Origin of the sequence: Collinsella sp. AF04-24 (assembly GCF_003465685.1) — a bacterium.
Classification (GTDB): domain Bacteria; phylum Actinomycetota; class Coriobacteriia; order Coriobacteriales; family Coriobacteriaceae; genus Collinsella; species Collinsella aerofaciens_AP.
The window spans coordinates 67,897-86,738 of sequence record NZ_QSBK01000005.1 but is presented as its reverse complement, the minus strand read 5'-3'; the positions used below and the strand labels follow the sequence as shown (position 1 = coordinate 86,738).

Here is an 18,842-nt window from a genome sequence, read left to right as displayed (position 1 = left end):
TGTTGAGGGGTGGGTAGTTAGCGCTGGGCGGCGTCTTCGAGGAGGGCGTCCCAGATGGCAAGGGCGGCGGCTGCCTCGGCTACGGGGACAGCTCTGGGGACGATGCAGGGATCGTGGCGGCCGTGGACCGAGAGCTCGGCATTTTCCATGACGTCCATGTCCACGGTCTGCTGCTCGCGACCGATTGAGGGCGTCGGCTTTACGGCCATGCGCCACATGACGGGCGCGCCGGTCGAAATACCGCCCAGGATGCCGCCGGCGTTGTTGGACTCGACCTCGATCTCGCCGGTCTCGGCATCGATGCGATACGGATCATTGTTCTCGCTGCCGCGCATGGCGGCCACGGCAAAGCCCATGCCAAACTCCACGCCCTTTACGGCTGGAATGCCAAACGCGATTTGCGCGATGCGGTTCTCGATGCCGTCGAACATGGGGTCGCCGATGCCCGCGGGAAGTCCGTAGATGCCGCACTCCACGATGCCGCCGATGCTGTCAAGCTCGTCGCGCGCGGCTAGGATCTCCTCGCGCATGCGGCCGGCTGCGGCGGCGTCAATGCACGGCAGATCGTTCGTAAGGATCGCCTTGCGGTCGGCCTCGCGATAGACTATGTCGTCCATCGGCAGGTCGGAGATGCCGCCGATCTGCGCCACATGCGCCATCACTTTAATGCCGCGGGCCTCGAGTGCCTGCAGCGCAATGCCGCCGGCGATGCACAGGGGTGCCGTTAGGCGGCCGGAGAAGTGTCCGCCGCCGGCGACATCGTGCATGTTGTGATACTTCACGCGCGCAGGGAAGTCCGCATGTCCGGGACGGGGCTTGCGGCGCAGCTCGGAGTAATCCTTGGAGCGCGTGTTGGTGTTCTCGATAATCGCGGCGATGGGCGCGCCGGTGGTATGTCCATCGACAACACCGGCGATGATGTGCGCGGCGTCGGCCTCGCGGCGTTTGGTTGCGGTCTCGTCGCGACCGGGGGCGCGACGGTCGAGGAAGGCCTGCAGCTGCTCCTGGTCCACGGCGATGCCCGCCGGAATGCCATCGAGTGAGCAGCCGATGGCGGGGGAGTGCGACTGGCCGAAGATGCTTAAGTGCAAGACGTTGCCAAAGGTCGAGGACATGCTATTCCTCCTCGAGTGTGACCTTGCCGCCCAGCAGGCGGTAGTGGTCGAAGAAATCGGGATAGGACTTGTTGACGGCCTCGGCGCCGTGGATCACGACCTCGCCGGTGGCGCGGCTCGCGGCGATAGCGGCCATCATGGCGATGCGATGGTCGTTGTGCGAATCGACCTCGCCGCCGGTGAAGGCATCGACACCCTTGATGATGAGGTCATCGCCGGCAATGCGCACCTGCGCGCCCAGCGCGGTGAGCTCGCGGGTGGTGGTGACCAGACGGTCGGATTCCTTGATGCGCAGACGGGCGCAATCGCGAATAAAGGTGCGGCCCTGTGCCAGCGAGGCCACGGCCGAGATGACGGGCACCAGGTCCGGAATGTCGTGGGCACTCATCTCAAAGCCGGCGAGCTTGTCGGACTGCACGGTGGCGGCGTTGGTGGAGCGCACGATGCGGGCGCCAAAGCGCGAAAGCGCGGCAAGCACGTTACGGTCGCCCTGTGCGGAGCTCAGTGACACGCCCTCGACGGTGATTGGGTCGGTGCCGATGGCACCGGCGCACAGCCAAAAGGCGGCGTTGGACCAGTCGCCCTCGACGGCTACGCTGCCGGGCGTGCGGTACGAGCCGCTGCTCACGCGGAAGTTCGTGACCTCGGGCTGGCCGTCCTTGGCCGGAATGCGCTCGACGTTGACCTCGACGCCAAAGGCCTTCATGGCCTGTATCGTCAGGTTGATGTAGGGGCGGCTCTCGATGAGGCCGGTTACCTGCACGCAGGAGGGCTGGGCCAGCAGCGGGGCTGCCAGCAGCAGGCCCGAGATGTACTGCGAGCTCACGTTGCCCGGAAGCACAAAGGTGCCCGGGCGCATGCGGCCGCTCGTCTTGAGCGGAAAACCGCCCAGACCCTGTAGGTCGCAGCCGGCGGCGATGATCTCGTCCGAGAGCGGGGAGAGCGGGCGGGCGCCCAGGCGGCCCTGGCCTACGAAGGTGGCATCCGCACCCAGCGCGCAGGCGACAGGCAGCATAAAGCGCAGCGTGGAGCCACTTTCACCGCAGTCAAGCGTGCCGCCGGCAAGGGCCTTGAGCAGGCCAAACTCAACACTCTTCATGGTGGGGTGGACCTGGAAGCCGTCCTCGACGGTCTCGATGCGAGCACCCAGTGCCGTAAGGCAGCGCACCGTGGCCTCGATGTCGGCGCAGGTGGTGTTGCAGGTGACGTGCGTCTCGCCGTTGGCAAGCGCAGCGCAGATGATGAGGCGATGCGCCATCGACTTGGACGCGATGGCGGGAACGGTGCCCTTAAGCGGGGACGGGGTGATGCGGGCTAGCATGCGGATGCGTCTCCCTTCTGGCCGAGGCCCTCGGCAATGAGTTCGTGGAAAGTGGAAAGTGGCGTGCGGTCGATGCTGCAGCGGCCAATGCCGTGCGGAATCACCAGGTCGATGGTGTCGCCCGCGCGCTTCTTGTCGTGGAGCGCCTCGGCAAAGACGGCATCGGCATCTAGGTCGCAGCGGGTCTTGAGGCCATGGCGGGCGCAGAGTTCCTCAATACGACCGGGCAGTGCGGCATCGCAAACGCCGTGCAGGGCCGCGGCGCGCGTGATGATGCCCATGCCGATCGACACACAGTTGCCGTGTCCGAGCTCAAAGTGCTCGCAGGCCTCGACGGCGTGTCCGGCGCTGTGTCCAAAGTTGAGGAGCTTGCGCTGGTTGGTTTCGCGCTCGTCGGCGACGACCACGGCGCGCTTGATGTCGATATTGCGGGCGATGATGAGCGCTACGCGGGCCACGTCGCGGTTGAGCAGCTCCAGCGTGAGCGGGGTCTTCTCCAGCTCGGCGAAGAGCTCCGGGTCGGCGATCACGGCGTGCTTGACGACCTCGCCGCAGCCGTCAGCGAACTGCTCGGGCGTGAGGGTCGCCAGGCATCCCACGTCGGCGATAACCACGCTTGGCTGCCAAAAGGCGCCGGCCAAGTTCTTGCCGGCAGCCAGGTCGATGGCGGTCTTGCCGCCCACCGACGAATCCACCATGGCGAGCAGGCTCGTCGGGATCTGCACAAACTTGCAGCCGCGCATGTAGGTGGCGGCCACAAAGCCCGCCACGTCGCCCACGACACCGCCGCCGAGTGCCACGATCACGTCGGAGCGCGAAAGCTCGTGCTCGGCCACAAACTCCAAAATGGCAACATAGGTTTCGGCGCGCTTATGGGCCTCGCCGGCTTCGAAGGTGCAGATGCTCACCTCGTAGCCTGACGCCTCCAGGCTCTGCTTAACGGGCATCTGATAGAGCGGGCCCACGTTGGTGTCCGTCACGATGACGGCGCGGGTGCCGCCGGCGGTGGTGCGGACGAGCGGACCTGCCTGCTCCAGCAAAAACGTGCCCACATGCACCTGGTAGGGGCGTGCGGTGTCGATATCGATAGTAATCGCCATAAGCTTCGGTCCTTTCGACCTGGCGTGATGGGTGGTCTAGTGGGAGGCCTCGTCGTCGAGCGCGCGCTTAATGCGGTCGCCCTCGGCAAGGAGATTCTCCAGATAGCGCTGGTCGCGGTCCTTAAGGGCGCGGCTGTAGGCGCCAAGCGATTCGATCAGATGGTCGATCTCGAAGGCGAGCGCATCGGCGTCGTCGATCATGAGCTCGGACCACATCTGAGGATTGAGGTGTGCCACGCGGGTGAGGTCGCGGTAGCTGCCGGCCGAAAAGCCGTGGTGGACCTGAGCGGTCGGGCTCTTAACATAGGCGTTGGAGACGACGTGCGCGAGCTGGCTCGTAAAGGCGATGACGCGGTCGTGCTCGGCGGCGCTCGTTACGCTGAACTTGCCAAAGCCCAGGGGACGTACCATCTCGCGCACCTGGCCCAAAAGCTCCAGCTTGAGTGCGTCGTCCACTGCGGGCGGTACAAGCACGAGCGGTGCGTCCTGGAACAGGTCGGCGCGGGAATGCGCGTAGCCCGAGAACTGCGTGCCCGCCATGGGGTGCGCGCCCACAAAGTAAAAACCGTGCTCGCGGGCAAGCTCAAAGGCGCGCTCGCACACGATGCCCTTGACGCCTACGGTGTCGATCACCACGGGGCCCATGATGGCCTCGGTGTCGGTGGCGTCGGCGAGTGCCTGGGCGTGCTCCTCGAGCCACTCGATGCAGGCCTCGGGGTAGCATGCCAGGACGATGATGTCGCACTCGCCGAGCGTCTCGTCGTTGAGCTCGCCGGCAACGGTGCCCATGCTGGCGGCCGTCATGACGTCGTCATCGGGGTCCCAGGCCAGCACACGGACGCCCGCCTGCGCATAGCCGCGGGCAAAACTGCCGCCGATGAGGCCCAGGCCCACGATGCCGGCGCACTTGGGGCCACCCTGGTTAACGCGTGCGTTTCTCACCGTGCCCATGGGCTACTCCTGAACGGTCTCTTGGCAGACGACCTCGCGGATGGCGCGGATGCGGCGCATGGTGTCGTCGAACTGGTCGGGGGTGAGGGCCTGAGCGCCGTCGGACCAAGCATGGCTCGGGTCGTCGTGGACCTCGATCTCCAGACCGTTGGCGCCGCAGGCGGTCGCCGCGAGCGCCATAGGCTCAACGTAGCGGGTGTAGCCGGTGGCGTGGCTGGGGTCGGCAACGACGGGCAGGTGCGACAGGTGGTGGAGCACCGGCACGGCGTTGAGGTCGAAGGTGTTGCGGGTGCGGGTCTCGAAGGTGCGGATACCGCGCTCACACAGGATGACGTTGTCGTTGCCCTCGCTCATGATGTACTCGGCAGCCATGAGCAGCTCGTCGACGGTGCCGGACATGCCGCGCTTGAGCAGAACCGGGGTCTGCGTCTTGCCGACCTCCTTGAGCAGGGGGAAATTCTGGGCGTTGCGAGCGCCAATCTGCATGACGTCAATCTTCTTGTCGAGGAAGACCTGCACGTCGCGCGGGTCCATGATCTCGGTGACGATCGGCATGTCGAGCTCGGCGGATGCCTCGCACAGCAGGTCCAGACCGGCGGGGCCCATGCCCTGGTAGGCGTACGGGGAAGTGCGGGGCTTGTAGGCGCCGCCGCGCAGCATCGTGGCGCCGGCTGCCTTCACGCGGCGGGCGATGCGGATGAGGTTCTCGCCCTCGACGGAGCACGGGCCGGCGATGACTTGGAACTGATCGCCGCCTACATGTACGCCGTGGCCGCAGTCGATGACGGAGTCCTCGGGGTGGAACTTGCGGTTGGCGCGCTTGAACGGCTCGGAGACGCGCTGCACGCGCTCGACGACGTCCATGGACTCGAGCAGGAATGGGTCGATCTTGGTCGTATCGCCCACCAGGCCGATGATCGTCTCGTTCTCGCCGCGCGAGACGTCGGTCTTCAGGCCCTTTTTCTCAATCCAGCTGACGATATGGCTGACGGCCTCGTCGCTGGCGCTCTGCTTTAAAATTGCAATCATGGTGTGCCTCTCACCTCGATGGATAACCCTTGCAAAAACGGCCCGCATCGCGAGCCGTGTATATATGGTGCATGAGAGTTTATACTATCTGATTCGCTTTTGCCTTCTAAAGTGAGCCGTTGCGCCGCGTCTTCCCCGGAATTGCAAAGCTTTTTCTTTTTCTTTTATTTTGATAGCCCGTGGTGCACTTGGGTATAATGCCAAACGTTGGCCCTATTAGCTCAGGGGATTAGAGCGTCTGCCTCCGGAGCAGAAGGCCGTTGGTTCGAATCCAACATGGGGCACCATCGAACGTGAGACCGTCCGAACCTCGCATGGTCCGGGCGGTTTTTCTTATACCGACGCGACGTGATGGGACGTGGTATGGCAGCAACGGATATCGAGCGCGGACTCTCGACCGCCGAGGTCGAGGAGCGCATCGCCGCCGGTAAGATCAACCGCAACATGGAGCTCAAGACCAAGTCGGTCAAAGAGCTCATCATCGAGAACCTCTGCACGCTGTTCAATTTGATCAACGTGATTTTGGCGTTCCTAGTCATTTTGACCGGTTCGTTTAAGAATCTGACGTTCCTGTTCGTAGTGTTCCTCAATACTGCTATTGGCGTCATCCAGTCCATGCGTTCCAAGAAGATGGTCGATAAGCTCACGCTGCTGACCTCCAAGAAGGCCATTGCGGTGCGCGACGGCGCCGAGGTGGAGCTCGACCTGGACCAGATCGTGCTCGACGATATCATCCGCCTGGGGCGCGGCGACCAGATTCCCGCTGACGCCGTGGTGGTTTCGGGCGAGGCGCTCGTGAACGAGAGCCTGCTGACGGGTGAGAGCGACCTCATTAAGAAACAGCCCGGTTCCGAGCTCATGAGCGGCAGCTTTATCGACTCGGGCTTGCTGCGCGCCCGCGTGATCCATGTCGGCGCCGACAACTACGTGGCCAAAATTAATAACGAGGCGAAGTACGTCAAAAAGGTCAATTCCGAGATCATGAACGGGCTTAACGCCATCGTGCGCTTTGCGAGCATCATCATGATCCCGCTCGGTTTGGCGTTGTTTGCCTCGAGTGTGAGCGAGCTGTGGGATGCCGCGGGAACCCCGGGCGATAGCGCGCTTTCGTGGTGCTTCTCCGAGCTGTTGGCTGGTCATGTGCCTTCGTCGGCGCTGCTGTCCACGGTGGGCGCCCTGCTGGGCATGATCCCGCAAGGCCTGGTGCTGCTGACCTCGTCGGTGCTCGCCATCGCCACGGTGCGCCTGGCCCGCCGCAAGGTGCTGGCGCAGCAGCTTTACTGCATCGAGACGCTCGCTCGCGTCGACGTGCTGTGCCTGGACAAGACGGGCACCATCACGTCGGGTCGCATGGAGGTCGAGGGTACCTATCCGCTACCGGTCGAGGGTATGGGTGTGGGGGAGAGCGACGCCGCCGTTCCCGTCGATACCACGGTGCTCGATTTTGCGCTGGCTAACGTGGCGCGTGCGACCTCGGCCGATGCCAACGAGACCTGCCAGGCGCTGCTCAACTATTACGCCGATCGCCCGGTCGAGGTGTCTGAGCCGCTGTCGGTCATTCCGTTCTCGTCCTCCAAAAAGTGGAGTGGTGCCTCGTTTGCGCAGGGCTCCTATGTGATGGGTGCGGCGCAGTTTGTGCTCTCTGATCGTGCGTTTGCCCAGGTCGAGAACCGTGTCGCCGAGCTTGCCGATACCTGCCGCGTGCTCGTGGTGGCGCGCGTGGACGGCTTTACGCCCGATGGCGATATGGTGGGCGAGGCCGAGCCCGTGGGCTTTGTGACCATCCGCGACGAGATTCGTACCTCGGCGGCCGAGACCATCGGCTACTTTAACGAGCAGGGCGTGACCCTTAACGTGATCAGTGGCGACGACCCGCGTACGGTGTCGTCGATCGCGCGCGTGGTGGGCGTGCCGGGGGCGGACGCTTATGTGGACGCCACGACGCTCGATACGCCGGCCAAGCTCGATGCCGCAGTGGACCGCTACCATGTTTTTGGTCGTGTGACCCCGCAGCAGAAGCGCGAGCTCGTGCAGGCACTCAAGCGCCGCGAGCACACCGTGGCCATGACGGGCGACGGCGTCAACGACGTGCTGGCGCTCAAGGAGGCCGACTGCTCCGTCGCCATGGCGGCCGGCTCCGATGCCGCGCGCAACGTGGCCGAGATCGTGCTCGTCGACAACGACTTTGCCTCGATGCCTGCTGTGGTGGCCGAGGGCCGTCGCTCCATCAACAACCTGCAGCGTTCGGCTTCGCTGTTCTTGACCAAGACGCTGTTCTCGATGGGCCTGGCGGCGCTGTGCATCGCACTGCCGCCGTACCCTTTCGAGCCGATTCAGATGACGCTCATCAACTTCTTCTGCATTGGCGCGCCGGGCTTTGTGTTGGGCCTGGAGCCCAACAATGCTCGCGTGAAGGGGTCGTTCCTGACGAACGTGCTCAAGCGGGCACTGCCGGCGTCGCTTGCGGTCATTTTGGCCGCGGCGCTCGATATCTTTATGGCGCGCGTGTTCGGCTTTAACCAGCTCACGCTGTCTACGATGTGCCTACTTACGTCGTGCGCTGCGAGTGTCAGCCTGATCTGGCGTATCTCGCAGCCCCTCACGCCCTTACGTGTGGCGCTCTTTGTGTTTGTAGTTGCCGGCATCCTGACGGGCGTTATCGGATTCCCGAAGCTGCTGTCTATTGCCAACCTGTCGATGGGCCAGATGGTTATCTTGGCTGTCATCGTGGTCATCACCTGCTCGGTGTTCTTTAAGCTCGCCACGATGATGGATTCGCTCAAGCCGCGTCGTCGTCATGCCGCAACTGGTTTTGGCCGCGGTGTGCGCGTCCGCTTGGGTCGCGGTGGCGGCAAGGTGAGCTCGACGGGTTCGACGGCCGAGCGTTTTGCCAAGCGCGTCGCCGCCGACATGGCGCAGCGCCGCGAAGCTCGCACCGTTCGTGAGGCCGAGGCCCGCGCACTCGAGGGCGTGGCCCAGGCCCAGCCCAAGAAAAAGAAGAGTACCGGAGTCAAGCGCTCCCGCGTGACCAAGTCCGCCCAAGGCATCAAAGTCTCGATGCCAAGCAAAAAGAAGAAATAACTACGCGCCCTGGCGATGTTGAATTGGTGCCTTGCTCCTGTGGGGCCGTGGCGATGTTATGCTCTAACCTCGATCGTTTGAATTGCTTCGAAAAGAGGATGCCGTGATCTGCCCGCATTGCCTTAAGACTATCGAGGACGGCGCCTCGTTCTGCCCCTACTGCAACGCCTATGTGGGTCCGGGCGACGGTCTGGAGCACACCGAGTTCGTGTTCTGTGAGGGCTGCGGTGCCCGTCTTTCTCCGCATGATCGCACGTGCCCCAAATGCGGACGCCCCGCTCCGGGTATCCTCTCCGAGGACGCGGCCGCATCCGACCTGGCAGCGGGCCGCACGGCGGGCTTTCCGCGCCTAACGCAAGAGCAGATCGATACCGAGGTGCCGCATGCGCCGGCCTCTGCCGCTGCGGTGCTTTCGGACGCCGCCGACCCCAATGAGACCTGCGTGCTGCCAGCTTTCGATAAGGATTTCGGTATCCCCAAGGTCGATATTCCCACGCCCGTTTCCCTGCATGACGATGCTCAAAAACCCAAGCGCAAGGTGCATCCCGACGAGGACGCCTATCACAAGCACAAGCGTCATATCCCCAAGCCGCTCATTATCATCGCGGTCCTTGCCGTCGTTTGCGGCGGTGCCTATTGGTTCGTGACGGCCGATCCTATGGGTGTCATGCCTGGCTTCTACGACCAGTTTGGCCAGGCCGCGCAGACGACCTTCCCCACGCGTCAAAAGGGCGAGGCCACTGAGGACGATACCAAGCAGGACGATTCTGCCGAGGTGGTCCAGGAAGAAACCGTGCTCACCGATGATCAGCTCTATACCAGGCTCGACGGTCTGTATCAGACCATCGTGTCCTATGCTGACGAGGATCAGATCGGCGAGGTCATCGATTCCTTTAACAACGGCTATCTCCGAACGCCGCTGTCCACCCGTCAGGAGCTGTCGCAGAGTGCCTACGCCCTGCGTGATCAGATAAAAAAGACGCAAGATGAGCTTAACAACCTGAAAGTACAGGACGATACGGTCTATGCGGATGACATCGCCCACTTAAAGCAGCTTGCCGAGTGGATGTATGAGCGCGTCGACGTGATCTGCCAGAGCTGGGATATCTCGCTGGCCATTCCCGATGGCGAGTCGATGAGTTCCCACCAAAGCGAGATCCTGGCGCCCATCGCGCAGGGCGGCAACAGCGCGCTGAACCAGTACGACGCCAATGTGGGTTCCTGGAAGCCGCAGCAGCGTTCCTAAAATTAGTTCGCCATAGTCGGCATAACCTACGTGCGCAATTGATGTAAGCCCGTGCTTATTGCTACAATTCGTACAAATATGCTTTAAACGCACGAGGAAGGAACCACATGTTTGGTTTTAAGAAAGAGCTCTACACGCCCGAGTATCAGCTTGTCGGCGACGAGTGCGCCGTAATCGAGACGTCGAAGGGTACCATCAAGGTCAAGTTTGACGGCGAGGGCGCTCCCATTCATGTCGCGAACTTCTGCGAGCTTTCCACGATGGGTTTCTATGATGGCCTTAAGTTCCATCGCTATGTGCCCGGTTTTGTTATCCAAGGTGGCGACCCCAATACCCGCGACATGTCCGGCGCCGACGTCGCCGCCGGTCTTGAGGGCCCCGACGGCATGCCCGGTACCGGTGGCCCCGGCTACTGCATCAAGGGCGAGTTTGCCACCAATCCGCGCAACAGCCATGTCGATGGCGCCCTTGCCATGGCACGCTCCATGGACCCCGATTCCGCGGGTTCGCAGTTCTACTTCTGCCTGGGTGCCCAGCATAACCTCGATTCCGGTTACACCGTCTTTGGTACCACGGTCGAGGGTCTCGATGTGATTTCGCAGCTGCGTGCCGGCGACGAGATCGTCCATGTCGAGATCGTTCACGAGTAAAGGGGACTTCCTTGAATAGCCAGCTGATCCAACAGGGCCGCGCCGCTTACCGCGCGGGTGATTTTTCCGCTGCAGCCCAGATGCTTGGGGCGGCAAAGACTCCCGATGAGATTATGGGCGAGGCCGATCACCTTCGTGGCAACGCCTTGATGCACCTGGGCATGTATGCCGAGGCCGCCGAGGCCTATGCCGCCGCCCTCAACGACGGCACCTACGGCAAGCGCGGCGCGCTGCTCACCAACCGCGGCAAGGCGCTTGCCGCCGTGGGCGACTACACGACGGCCGCTCAGGCGTTCTCTGCTGCTACGCAGGATGCTTCCTATGCCACGCCGTTCAAGGCCTATCTGGGCCTGGGCAATGCGCTGTTCCAGTCGGGCGACTATGCCAACGCGGGAACCGCCTTCCGTCAGGCTGCCATCGATGGCGCCAATCCGGCTCCTGCCGCCGCACTCGGCGAGCTCGGTCGTTGCTTCATTAAGCTCGGCCGTCCGGCGGATGCCGTGGAGACTTACCGCACGGCTATCGACTTTGCCGGCCCCCGCGACGACACGCGTGCGCTCAACGCCGGCATGGGTCAGGCGCTTTCTGCCGCCGGCCGCCCCTCCGACGCACTCGATGCCTTTAACGCCGCTACTGCCGATGGCATCTACCAGCTCACCTCCGAGCAGGCCGATGAGCTTGCCCGCGTGCACGATTCGCTTGCCGCGCTGTCTGCCCAGACGGCTATGGCCACGGCTCCGGCGCCCGCGATGGACGCTCCTGCCGTCGATCCTCTCGATCCTACGGGCGCGACCGGTCAGTTTATGCCCGATCCCTCGGACACCGGCTTCTTTACGCTGTCCGAGTCCGAGATGGTCCAGCAGGACCGTCAGGATCGTAAGCAGGCCAAGGTCCGTCGTCGCCATCGCCATACGGGTCTTAAAGTCTTCATCGTTCTGCTTCTGCTTATTTTGATCGCCGCGGGCGGTCTGGGCTTTGCCTACACGCGCGGCTTTGGCTTCCCGTCTCAGGAGTCTGTCGTTACCGATCTGTTCCAGGCTGCCGGCGACGGTGACGCCGCAAAGGCCGAGTCTTGCCTGGCCTCGAGCCTGTCCGAGGACGCTAAGTCGATGATCATCTCCTCGATTCCGCAGGGTGCCACCGTGTCCGTCGAGGGCATGGATCAGTCCATGACCGAGACGACCGCCAAGGTGAAGGCATCGCTGTCCAAGGGCGGCGAGCAGGAGTACACCGTCAAATTCGTGCGCTCCGACAACCATATCGGCTGGGCCGTTTCTTCGCTTGATATGGATTTCTCGGCTGCTGACAACCAGTAGTGACCTTATGGGATTTAGCTTTGCCCGGCGCTTCACCGCAAGTGAGGCGCCGGGCTTGCGCTAGTATGATGAGCTAGTAGTTTTCCAGCAATCATCCAACACATCAGGAGTTGCGTTGTTTTCTTTGATGGATATGTTCTTCGGTAGCTATGCGGGCGATCTTGCCATCGACCTCGGCACCGCCAATACGCTTGTCTCCGTGCGCGGCAAGGGCATCGTCATTCGCGAGCCCTCTGTTGTCGCCATCGACAAGAACGACGAGCGCATCTTGGCGGTCGGTATCGAGGCAAAGCGCATGCTCGGCCGTACGCCCGGCAACATCGTGGCCGTTCGTCCCCTGAAGGACGGCGTCATCGCCGACTTCGATGTTACCGAGGCCATGCTTCGCTACTTTATCGACAAGGCGTCCGAGAAGCGCTATCCGTGGACTCCGCGTCCGCGTGTTGTCGTCTGCGTTCCCTCCGGTGTCACGTCGGTCGAGAAGCGCGCTGTCTTTGAGGCCACGATCCAGGCCGGTGCCCGCCAGGCCTATCTGATCGAAGAGCCCATGGCGGCTGCCATCGGCGCCGACCTGCCCGTCGAGGAACCCACCGGCTCCATGGTCATCGACATCGGTGGCGGTACCACCGAGGTTGCCGTTATCGCTATGGGCGGCATCGTCGTCTCGCAGTCCATCCGTATTGCCGGCGACGAGTTCGATCAGGCCATCCTCACGCACGTTCGTGATGCCTACAACCTGGCCATCGGCGAGCGTACGGCAGAGGACATCAAGATCAAGGTCGGCTCCGCCGTGCCGCTCAAGGATGAGCTCGACGTCGAGGTCAACGGCCGCGACGTGATCACCGGTCTGCCCAAGACCGTGCGCATCGAGAGCGAGGAGATTCGTCGCGCGCTCAACAAGCCGCTCGACGAGATGGCCAAGGCCGTCAAGGACGCACTCGACGCTACGCCTCCCGATCTTGCCTCGGACCTTATGTACTACGGCATTTTGCTGACCGGTGGCGGCGCGCTGCTGCGCGGTCTCGACGTGCGCCTGCGCGATGAGACCGGCGTTTCGGTCAACGTCAGCCCCACGGCGCTCGATAACGTCGTTAACGGCTGTGCCCGCGTGCTCGAGGCCAATGCGTTTGATGGCGGCTTCGTCCAGACCAATGCTTAATTTCCAAAAGGTGGATTCCATTTGGCACGATCTTCGGGTTTCTCCACAAATCTGAATACCAAGCGACAATCAACGGGTATGCGCCCGTTGATTGTTTTCAGCCTGATTTCGGTGTTGCTGCTCACGTTTTACATCCGCGAGGGCGAGGCAGGACCGATTCATGCCGTGCGTTCGGGCGTAACGACGATTACCTCGCCGGTGCGCTTTGTGGGTTCGGCTGTGGCGGCTCCCTTCAATGCGATCGGCAACGTGTTCTCTAACCTTACGGCGTCGCAGGACACGCTTGACGAGCTTAAGAAGCAAAACGAGGAACTGACCTCTAAGGTTGCCGAGCTCTCCGAGGCTCAAAAGACCGCCGAGCGTCTGGAGGGGCTGGTCGGCCTGCAGTCGACCTATAACCTCAAATCGACCGCAGCTCGTATCGTCGGCGCATCGGGCGATGCCTGGACCTCGACCGTTACCATCGACAAGGGCTCTGCCGACGGGCTTACCATCAACATGCCCGTGACGAGTTCTGCCGGTGTTATCGGCCAGATTATCGAGGTATCGGCCAAGACCTCTACCGTGCGCCTGATTGGCGACGAGAACTCCGGCGTATCCGCCATGGTGCAGGACACGCGCGCCCAGGGTATGCTGCAGGGTCAGGCTGACGGCACGCTGCGTCTTGAGTACGTGAGCGTCGACTCCGATGTTAAGGTTGGCGACATCATCGTGACCTCGGGCATTGGCGGTGTGTTCCCCAAGGGTCTACCGCTCGGCACCGTCTCGTCTGTTGAGAAATCGGCTAACGACGTGTACTACACCATTGTGGTGCGCGCCCAGACGACGGCCGAGAACAACGAGGAAGTGCTGGTCATTACCTCGCTGACCGACGAACAGTCGGCCTCGGATGAGGACGTGAACACGGCCAACAGCACGCCGCAGGGAACGTCGCGCGATGCTGTGACCAAGACGAAGGACGAGAGCCCGGATGACAGTTCCGACACGTCCGAGACGACCGATTCCGGCTCGAGCGAATAGGGGGCATGTCCATGGATCTACACGAGCAGGGGATGAGCTCCCGCACGTTTGTAATCGCCGCCATTGTGTGCGTGCTGCTGCAGGCAGGCCTGGCACCGCAGATCTCCATTGCGGGCGGTCGCGTCAACTTTATGATTATCCTGGTGTGCATAAGCGTGTTCTCGGGCGACCCGACCCGTGCCGTCGTGTGCGGTTTTTGCAGCGGCTTGTTCTATGACCTTTCCGCTGCCGTGCCGGTGGGCGTTATGTCGCTCCTGCTGACCGTGGGTTCTTTTGCCCTGGTGCATAGCGCTGCCGGTCAGACGGGCGGTGCCCCGAGTGCGCGCGGCATCACGGTGGGCGCCTTCGCGTTCGTCATTAATGTGATCTACAGCATCATCTTGCTGTTTATGGGTTTGGAGACGAGCTTTGTCGTGGCGATCTTCGGCCATGCGCTGCCGTCTTCGATCCTGACGGGTCTGGTTGCCATTCCGTTTTTGATGTCCGGCGTCGTGCCGCAGTCCGGTTATGGATTCTCCGCACGTGGCGGACGCCAGACGGGCATGCGCTTTAAGCCCAAGACCCGTAAGCTCAAATAGGGGAGGCTCGTAGATGTCTTCCCAGATGACGGTTATTATCGCCGGTATCGTGCTGGTTGTGGCCATCGTGGTCGCACTGGTCATTATGCGTCGCGGCGATTCTCGTTTTACCTACGATACGCAGCATGGGACGGCCCCGCGCGCCACCGAGGGCGAGGGCAATACCGCGGCGACCGCCTTTAAGGGCCGCTTCTCCATCCTCACCACGGGTGTGGGCGCGATGTTCGCGGCGCTTGCCGTCAAGCTGTGGGGCATGCAGATGGTCTCGTCGGACTATTACGAAAAGCAGGCTAATAGCAATCAGACGCGCACCGTTACCACACCCGCTGTGCGCGGCCGCATCCTCGACCGCAATGGCGTGGCGCTTGTCCAGAACCGTCCCTCACTTGCTGTCGTGGCCTACCGCGACCTTGCCGAGGATGAGGTTCTGGTTCGCCATCTTGCCAACGTGCTCGGTATGCCCTACGTGGCGGTGCTGCGCAATATTCAGGACAATTCCGAGGGCGCTCAGAGCCTGCATACCATCGCGACGGACGTCCGTCGCTCCACGGTTGCCTATATTCAGGAGCACGCCGGCGAGTTCCCGGGCGTCAAGATTGCCGAGCGCACCGAGCGCCAGTATCCATATGGCGAGACGGCATGCCATATCTTGGGCTATACCGGCACCATTACCTCCGAGCAGCTTGAGGCCCAGAATAAGAAAACCTCTGGCGACGATGATGCTTCTGCTGGCCGGATTACGTACCAGTCGGGCGATATCGTGGGCCAGGCGGGTGTTGAGAGCTACTACGAAAACCTGCTGCAGGGTATTCGTGGCGAGCAGACCGTCAAGGTCGATGCCTCGGGCAATGTGACCGGTCAGGCCGGCGCCGTGCCCGCCAAGGCCGGCTCCGACATTAAGCTCACGCTCGACCTTAAGATCCAACAGGCCTGTGAGACGGCGCTGGCGAGCGCCATCGAGCTTGCCAAGACCACTGGCTACAGCAATGCCGGCAACGGCGCTGTGGTGTGTCTCGATCCTAACAATGGCGAGATCCTGGGCATGGCGAGCGAGCCCAAGTTCGATCCGTCCGTCTTTATCGGCGGCGTCTCAAATGACGTGTGGACCGAGCTCAATGATGACAAGGGTTCGCACCCGCTGCTCAACCGCGCCATTAGCGGACAGTACATGTCGGCCTCGACCATCAAGCCGCTTTCGGCACTGGCCGGTCTTGAGTTTGGAACCTACACTTCAACACAGACAACCAACTGCACGGGCTATTGGACGGGCTTGGGCAAGGCTTGGGGCAAGCGCTGCTGGTTGACGTCTGGCCACGGCACCATGACGCTGCAGTCGGGTATCGCCAACTCGTGCGACCCCGTCTTCTACGACATGGGCAAGGCGTTCTTTTATGACGAGCAACATTCCGAGGGCCTGCAGGAGGTCTTTCGTCGCTGGGGCCTAGGCAAGACCTGCGGTATCGATCTGCCGAGTGAGGGCGCGGGCCGTATTCCCGATGCCGAGTGGAAAGAGTCGTACTTTACCGACGCCTCTGCCGAGGACCGCAAGTGGAATGCCGGCGATATGACCAACATTGCCATCGGCCAAGGCGACATCCTGGTGACGCCCCTGCAGATGGCGTGCGCCTATATGGGTCTTGCCAACGGCGGCAAACAGTACGTGCCTCACGTGTTTTTGTCTGCCGTGTCGCGCGATGGCGACGGCGATGCCTATAAGTACAACGGCAAGGGCAAGAAGAAGCGCCTGGAGGCCAAGATCAACAGCGATTCGGATTTGACTCTTGTTCGCAACGGCATGCACGACGTGATTTACACGGCATCGACGTCCCTGGCGGCTCACTTTGGCACCCTGACGCCGCAGGTGTACGGCAAGTCGGGCACGGGCGAGAAAAGCGGCGAGGACGAATACGCGTGGTTCTGCGCCTATGCACCGGCCGATGATCCCAAGTATGTCATCGCTACTGTCCTGGAGCAGGGCGGCGGTGGTTCGGATACCGCGATGCATGTCGTGCGCGACGTGCTCGGCGTGATTTATGACGAGCCCGATACCTCTTCGGCCTCGGGCGATTCTTCGGTTCGATAGGAGGTTGCGATGGATTTTTCTCCGGCGGATCTGTTCCGTTCAACCAAGACCGGCTCTCGCAGCAGCCTGGACCGTGTCAACAAGCAACTTTCGGCCTCGCGCGGTACGTTTCGCCAAAAGGTGCATATCGGTGTGCTGCTGGCTACCGTCGCGCTCGTTGCCTATGGCGCCATCATTATTTGGTCGGCGTCACAGTTTAAGGCCGACGCCTCATTCTCGCGCCACCTGCTGGGCATTGGCATTGGCGCGGTGCTTGCGGTGCTCGTCTGGCGTACCGATCTGCGCGGTATTTCCAATTTTTCGACGGCGTTGCTCGTCATCGACCTGATCGTGATCTTCTCGCCCAAGATTCCGGGTCTGTCCTATACGGGCGGTCTGGGCATGACAGGCTGGATCAAGATTCCCGGTATCGGCTTGACATTCCAGCCGGTCGAGCTTGCCAAGCTCATCACCATCTTCTTTATCGCCACGCTTGGCTCGCAGTATAACGGCCGCATCGATACCGTTCGCGACTACGTCAAGCTCTGCGGCATGCTGTCCATCCCGTTTTTGGCCGTCGTTGCCATGGGCGACCTGGGCTCGGGCCTGGTCGTGCTGGTCTCGGGCGCCATCGTCATCTGCATGAGCGGTGCGCGCCGCGAATGGGTGCTGTCGACCCTGGCCCTGCTTGTGGGCCTGGTGGCCCTCGTCCTGGCGCTCGATTCGGTCTTTGATTCGTTGCTCGGCCACGATGTGCTCATCAAGCAGTATCAGATGAACCGCCTGACGGTCTTTATCGACCCCGATAATGCCGATTCGGACGATGCCTACAACCTGCAGCAGTCGCTTATCGCCGTTGGCTCGGGCGGCTTCTTTGGTAAGGGTTTGGGCCATGCGACGCAGTCGGCCGGCGGCTTTCTTCCTGAGTTCCACACCGACTTTGTCTTCGCCTTCCTATCCGAGACCTTTGGCTTTTGCGGTTCCTTTTTGCTCCTGTGCCTCTACGTGCTGCTGATCTTTTCGACGATTCGCGTCGCCTTTAAGTGTGAGTCGCTGTTCTTGCGCCTATCGTGTGTGGGCATCGTTGGCATGTGGGCGTTCCAGACCTTCGAAAACATCGGCATGTGCATTGGCATGATGCCGATTACCGGTATTCCGCTACCGTTTATTAGCTTCGGTTCGTCTTCGATGATGATTCAGCTGCTGACGGTGGGTATCGTACAATCCATATGGCGGCATCGTTCGGGCGCCGCGTAACCGCTGGAGGGGTTTGCTATGAAAATTCCCGTAGATAAGCTGACCCGCGCTTTTAAGATGGGCGCGTCCGTTAAGAAGGATTCCGATACGCCGGTGCGCGTCTCGGTCTATTTGGATTCGTCCGCCTCGCGCTTTCTGGCCGAGACGGTGCGTGACGCCTTTGTGCCGCAGACGACCTCGGGCATTGTGCGCGTCGAGCGTCTGGGGGAGGAGCGAATTGCTCCAAAGACCGATACCGATGTGGTGCTGGTGCTCTCGTGCGGCTCCGACCGCTTGGAGAGTGCCGTGCAGGAGCTCGTGATCGCCGGCGCCCCCGTGTGCGTGCTTGCCGAGTCTGCTGTGGAGGTGCCGTTTATCGAGGAATCCACGCCCATGCTCGGCGTGGTGGCGGCAACCGATAAGACGTATCTGCTCGAGACGCTTGCCCGCTGGATTCTCGATCGCACCGACAAGGAAACGGCTTTTGCGGCGAATTTTGCCTTTATGCGCATCGCGGCAGCTAATCGTATCATCACCTCGTGCGCGCTCACCAATATGGCGACCGGTGCGCTGGTGTTTTTGCCGGGCGCCGATTATCCCGTTATGGCGCTGGCGCAGGTGGGCATGCTCTTTGAGCTCGCTGCCGTCTTTGGACGCGGCATTAAGCCTGAGCGCGGCTACGAGGTCGCGGGCGTGCTTGCCGGCGGTCTTGTGATCCGCGCGGTCACCCGCGCGCTCGTCAAGCAGACGCCGCATATTGGGTTTGCCGTCAAGGCGCTCACTGCTGCCGCGGGCACCTATGGCATGGGCCGTGCGCTCGTTTCGCTCTACGAACGCGATGTCGACTACAGCCGTGCCAACGAGGTGGTTACTGCCACGTTCTCCCGCGTTCGCGATCTGGTGACCACGGTCGCGGGCACTACCCGTCCTATGGCGTCCTATCAGGACGCATCAGATCTCGCTGCTTAGGGGTTTTCC

At 62.1% G+C, this 18,842-nt stretch carries 15 protein-coding genes and 1 tRNA gene; 11 read left to right on the top strand and 5 right to left on the bottom strand.

The annotated features are described in order from the left end of the window. Positions 1 to 17 precede the first annotated feature (17 nt). From aroC to aroF, 5 genes are read right to left on the bottom strand one after another with little or no spacing between them, the layout of a single operon-like run. Positions 18 to 1,115, bottom strand: a complete 1,098-nt coding sequence (gene aroC / locus DWV32_RS03095; protein ID WP_117757151.1) for a chorismate synthase — start codon at positions 1,113 to 1,115, stop codon at positions 18 to 20. 1 nt (position 1,116) lies between these two features. Then, complete coding sequence (aroA, locus tag DWV32_RS03090) at positions 1,117 to 2,436, bottom strand: 3-phosphoshikimate 1-carboxyvinyltransferase (protein WP_117757150.1); 1,320 nt, start codon at positions 2,434 to 2,436, stop codon at positions 1,117 to 1,119. Then, the gene (gene aroB / locus DWV32_RS03085) at positions 2,430 to 3,536 is read right to left on the bottom strand and encodes a 3-dehydroquinate synthase (protein WP_117757149.1); all 1,107 of its coding nucleotides are present in this window, start codon (positions 3,534 to 3,536) and stop codon (positions 2,430 to 2,432) included. Before aroB ends, aroA begins: the two co-directional genes overlap by 7 nt. A 36-nt stretch (positions 3,537 to 3,572) precedes the next feature. Next, a complete protein-coding gene (locus DWV32_RS03080; protein WP_117757148.1) occupies positions 3,573 to 4,487 on the bottom strand; it encodes a prephenate dehydrogenase/arogenate dehydrogenase family protein in 915 nt (304 codons plus the stop codon). Between the two features lie 3 nt (positions 4,488 to 4,490). After that, entirely contained in the window at positions 4,491 to 5,516 is a 1,026-nt protein-coding gene (gene aroF, locus DWV32_RS03075; protein ID WP_117757147.1) for a 3-deoxy-7-phosphoheptulonate synthase, read from the bottom strand. A 210-nt stretch (positions 5,517 to 5,726) separates the two neighbouring features. Here aroF and DWV32_RS03070 point away from each other — a divergent pair. The 11 genes from DWV32_RS03070 (at position 5,727) to DWV32_RS03020 (ending at position 18,833) form a co-directional block, all read left to right on the top strand. Further along, positions 5,727 to 5,803, top strand: a tRNA-Arg gene (locus DWV32_RS03070). Between the two features lie 76 nt (positions 5,804 to 5,879). Continuing rightward, positions 5,880 to 8,597, top strand: a complete 2,718-nt coding sequence (locus tag DWV32_RS03065; RefSeq protein ID WP_117757146.1) for an HAD-IC family P-type ATPase — start codon at positions 5,880 to 5,882, stop codon at positions 8,595 to 8,597. Positions 8,598 to 8,700: 103 nt separating this feature from the next. Further along, the gene (locus tag DWV32_RS03060; RefSeq protein ID WP_158566032.1) at positions 8,701 to 9,843 is read left to right on the top strand and encodes a zinc ribbon domain-containing protein; all 1,143 of its coding nucleotides are present in this window, start codon (positions 8,701 to 8,703) and stop codon (positions 9,841 to 9,843) included. A gap of 107 nt (positions 9,844 to 9,950) precedes the next feature. Then, positions 9,951 to 10,493: a peptidylprolyl isomerase gene (locus DWV32_RS03055; protein WP_055249980.1), complete on the top strand. Its 543-nt coding sequence runs from the start codon at positions 9,951 to 9,953 to the stop codon at positions 10,491 to 10,493. Positions 10,494 to 10,504: 11 nt separating this feature from the next. Beyond that, entirely contained in the window at positions 10,505 to 11,809 is a 1,305-nt protein-coding gene (locus DWV32_RS03050) for a tetratricopeptide repeat protein (protein ID WP_231500813.1), read from the top strand. Positions 11,810 to 11,936: 127 nt separating this feature from the next. Further along, positions 11,937 to 12,968: a rod shape-determining protein gene (locus tag DWV32_RS03045; RefSeq protein ID WP_006236061.1), complete on the top strand. Its 1,032-nt coding sequence runs from the start codon at positions 11,937 to 11,939 to the stop codon at positions 12,966 to 12,968. A 78-nt stretch (positions 12,969 to 13,046) separates the two neighbouring features. After that, complete coding sequence (gene mreC, locus DWV32_RS03040; RefSeq protein ID WP_117757144.1) at positions 13,047 to 13,988, top strand: rod shape-determining protein MreC; 942 nt, start codon at positions 13,047 to 13,049, stop codon at positions 13,986 to 13,988. Between the two features lie 11 nt (positions 13,989 to 13,999). Continuing rightward, a complete protein-coding gene (locus tag DWV32_RS03035; protein ID WP_117757143.1) occupies positions 14,000 to 14,566 on the top strand; it encodes a hypothetical protein in 567 nt (188 codons plus the stop codon). A 13-nt stretch (positions 14,567 to 14,579) separates the two neighbouring features. After that, positions 14,580 to 16,649, top strand: coding sequence for a penicillin-binding protein 2 (gene mrdA / locus DWV32_RS03030; protein ID WP_055249986.1), 2,070 nt, complete (start codon positions 14,580 to 14,582; stop codon positions 16,647 to 16,649). A 9-nt stretch (positions 16,650 to 16,658) separates the two neighbouring features. Further along, positions 16,659 to 17,885 carry an FtsW/RodA/SpoVE family cell cycle protein gene (locus DWV32_RS03025; RefSeq protein WP_055249988.1) on the top strand — a complete coding sequence of 409 codons (1,227 nt, stop codon included), beginning with the start codon at positions 16,659 to 16,661 and terminating at the stop codon, positions 17,883 to 17,885. Positions 17,886 to 17,903: 18 nt separating this feature from the next. Continuing rightward, complete coding sequence (locus tag DWV32_RS03020; protein WP_117564245.1) at positions 17,904 to 18,833, top strand: YcjF family protein; 930 nt, start codon at positions 17,904 to 17,906, stop codon at positions 18,831 to 18,833. Positions 18,834 to 18,842 lie beyond the last annotated feature (9 nt).

What these genes read in the sequence shown, in the direction of transcription:
- DWV32_RS03025 (WP_055249988.1), top strand. Translation starts at nt 16,659, where the DNA reads ATGGATTTTTCTCCGGCGGATCTGTTCCGTTCAACCAAGACCGGCTCT.
- DWV32_RS03055 (WP_055249980.1), top strand. Translation starts at nt 9,951, where the DNA reads ATGTTTGGTTTTAAGAAAGAGCTCTACACGCCCGAGTATCAGCTTGTC.
- DWV32_RS03065 (WP_117757146.1), top strand. Translation starts at nt 5,880, where the DNA reads ATGGCAGCAACGGATATCGAGCGCGGACTCTCGACCGCCGAGGTCGAG.
- aroF (WP_117757147.1), bottom strand. Translation starts at nt 5,516, where the DNA reads ATGATTGCAATTTTAAAGCAGAGCGCCAGCGACGAGGCCGTCAGCCAT.
- mreC (WP_117757144.1), top strand. Translation starts at nt 13,047, where the DNA reads ATGCGCCCGTTGATTGTTTTCAGCCTGATTTCGGTGTTGCTGCTCACG.
- DWV32_RS03045 (WP_006236061.1), top strand. Translation starts at nt 11,937, where the DNA reads ATGGATATGTTCTTCGGTAGCTATGCGGGCGATCTTGCCATCGACCTC.
- aroC (WP_117757151.1), bottom strand. Translation starts at nt 1,115, where the DNA reads ATGTCCTCGACCTTTGGCAACGTCTTGCACTTAAGCATCTTCGGCCAG.
- DWV32_RS03020 (WP_117564245.1), top strand. Translation starts at nt 17,904, where the DNA reads ATGAAAATTCCCGTAGATAAGCTGACCCGCGCTTTTAAGATGGGCGCG.
- mrdA (WP_055249986.1), top strand. Translation starts at nt 14,580, where the DNA reads ATGTCTTCCCAGATGACGGTTATTATCGCCGGTATCGTGCTGGTTGTG.
- DWV32_RS03035 (WP_117757143.1), top strand. Translation starts at nt 14,000, where the DNA reads ATGGATCTACACGAGCAGGGGATGAGCTCCCGCACGTTTGTAATCGCC.
- aroB (WP_117757149.1), bottom strand. Translation starts at nt 3,536, where the DNA reads ATGGCGATTACTATCGATATCGACACCGCACGCCCCTACCAGGTGCAT.
- DWV32_RS03080 (WP_117757148.1), bottom strand. Translation starts at nt 4,487, where the DNA reads ATGGGCACGGTGAGAAACGCACGCGTTAACCAGGGTGGCCCCAAGTGC.
- aroA (WP_117757150.1), bottom strand. Translation starts at nt 2,436, where the DNA reads ATGCTAGCCCGCATCACCCCGTCCCCGCTTAAGGGCACCGTTCCCGCC.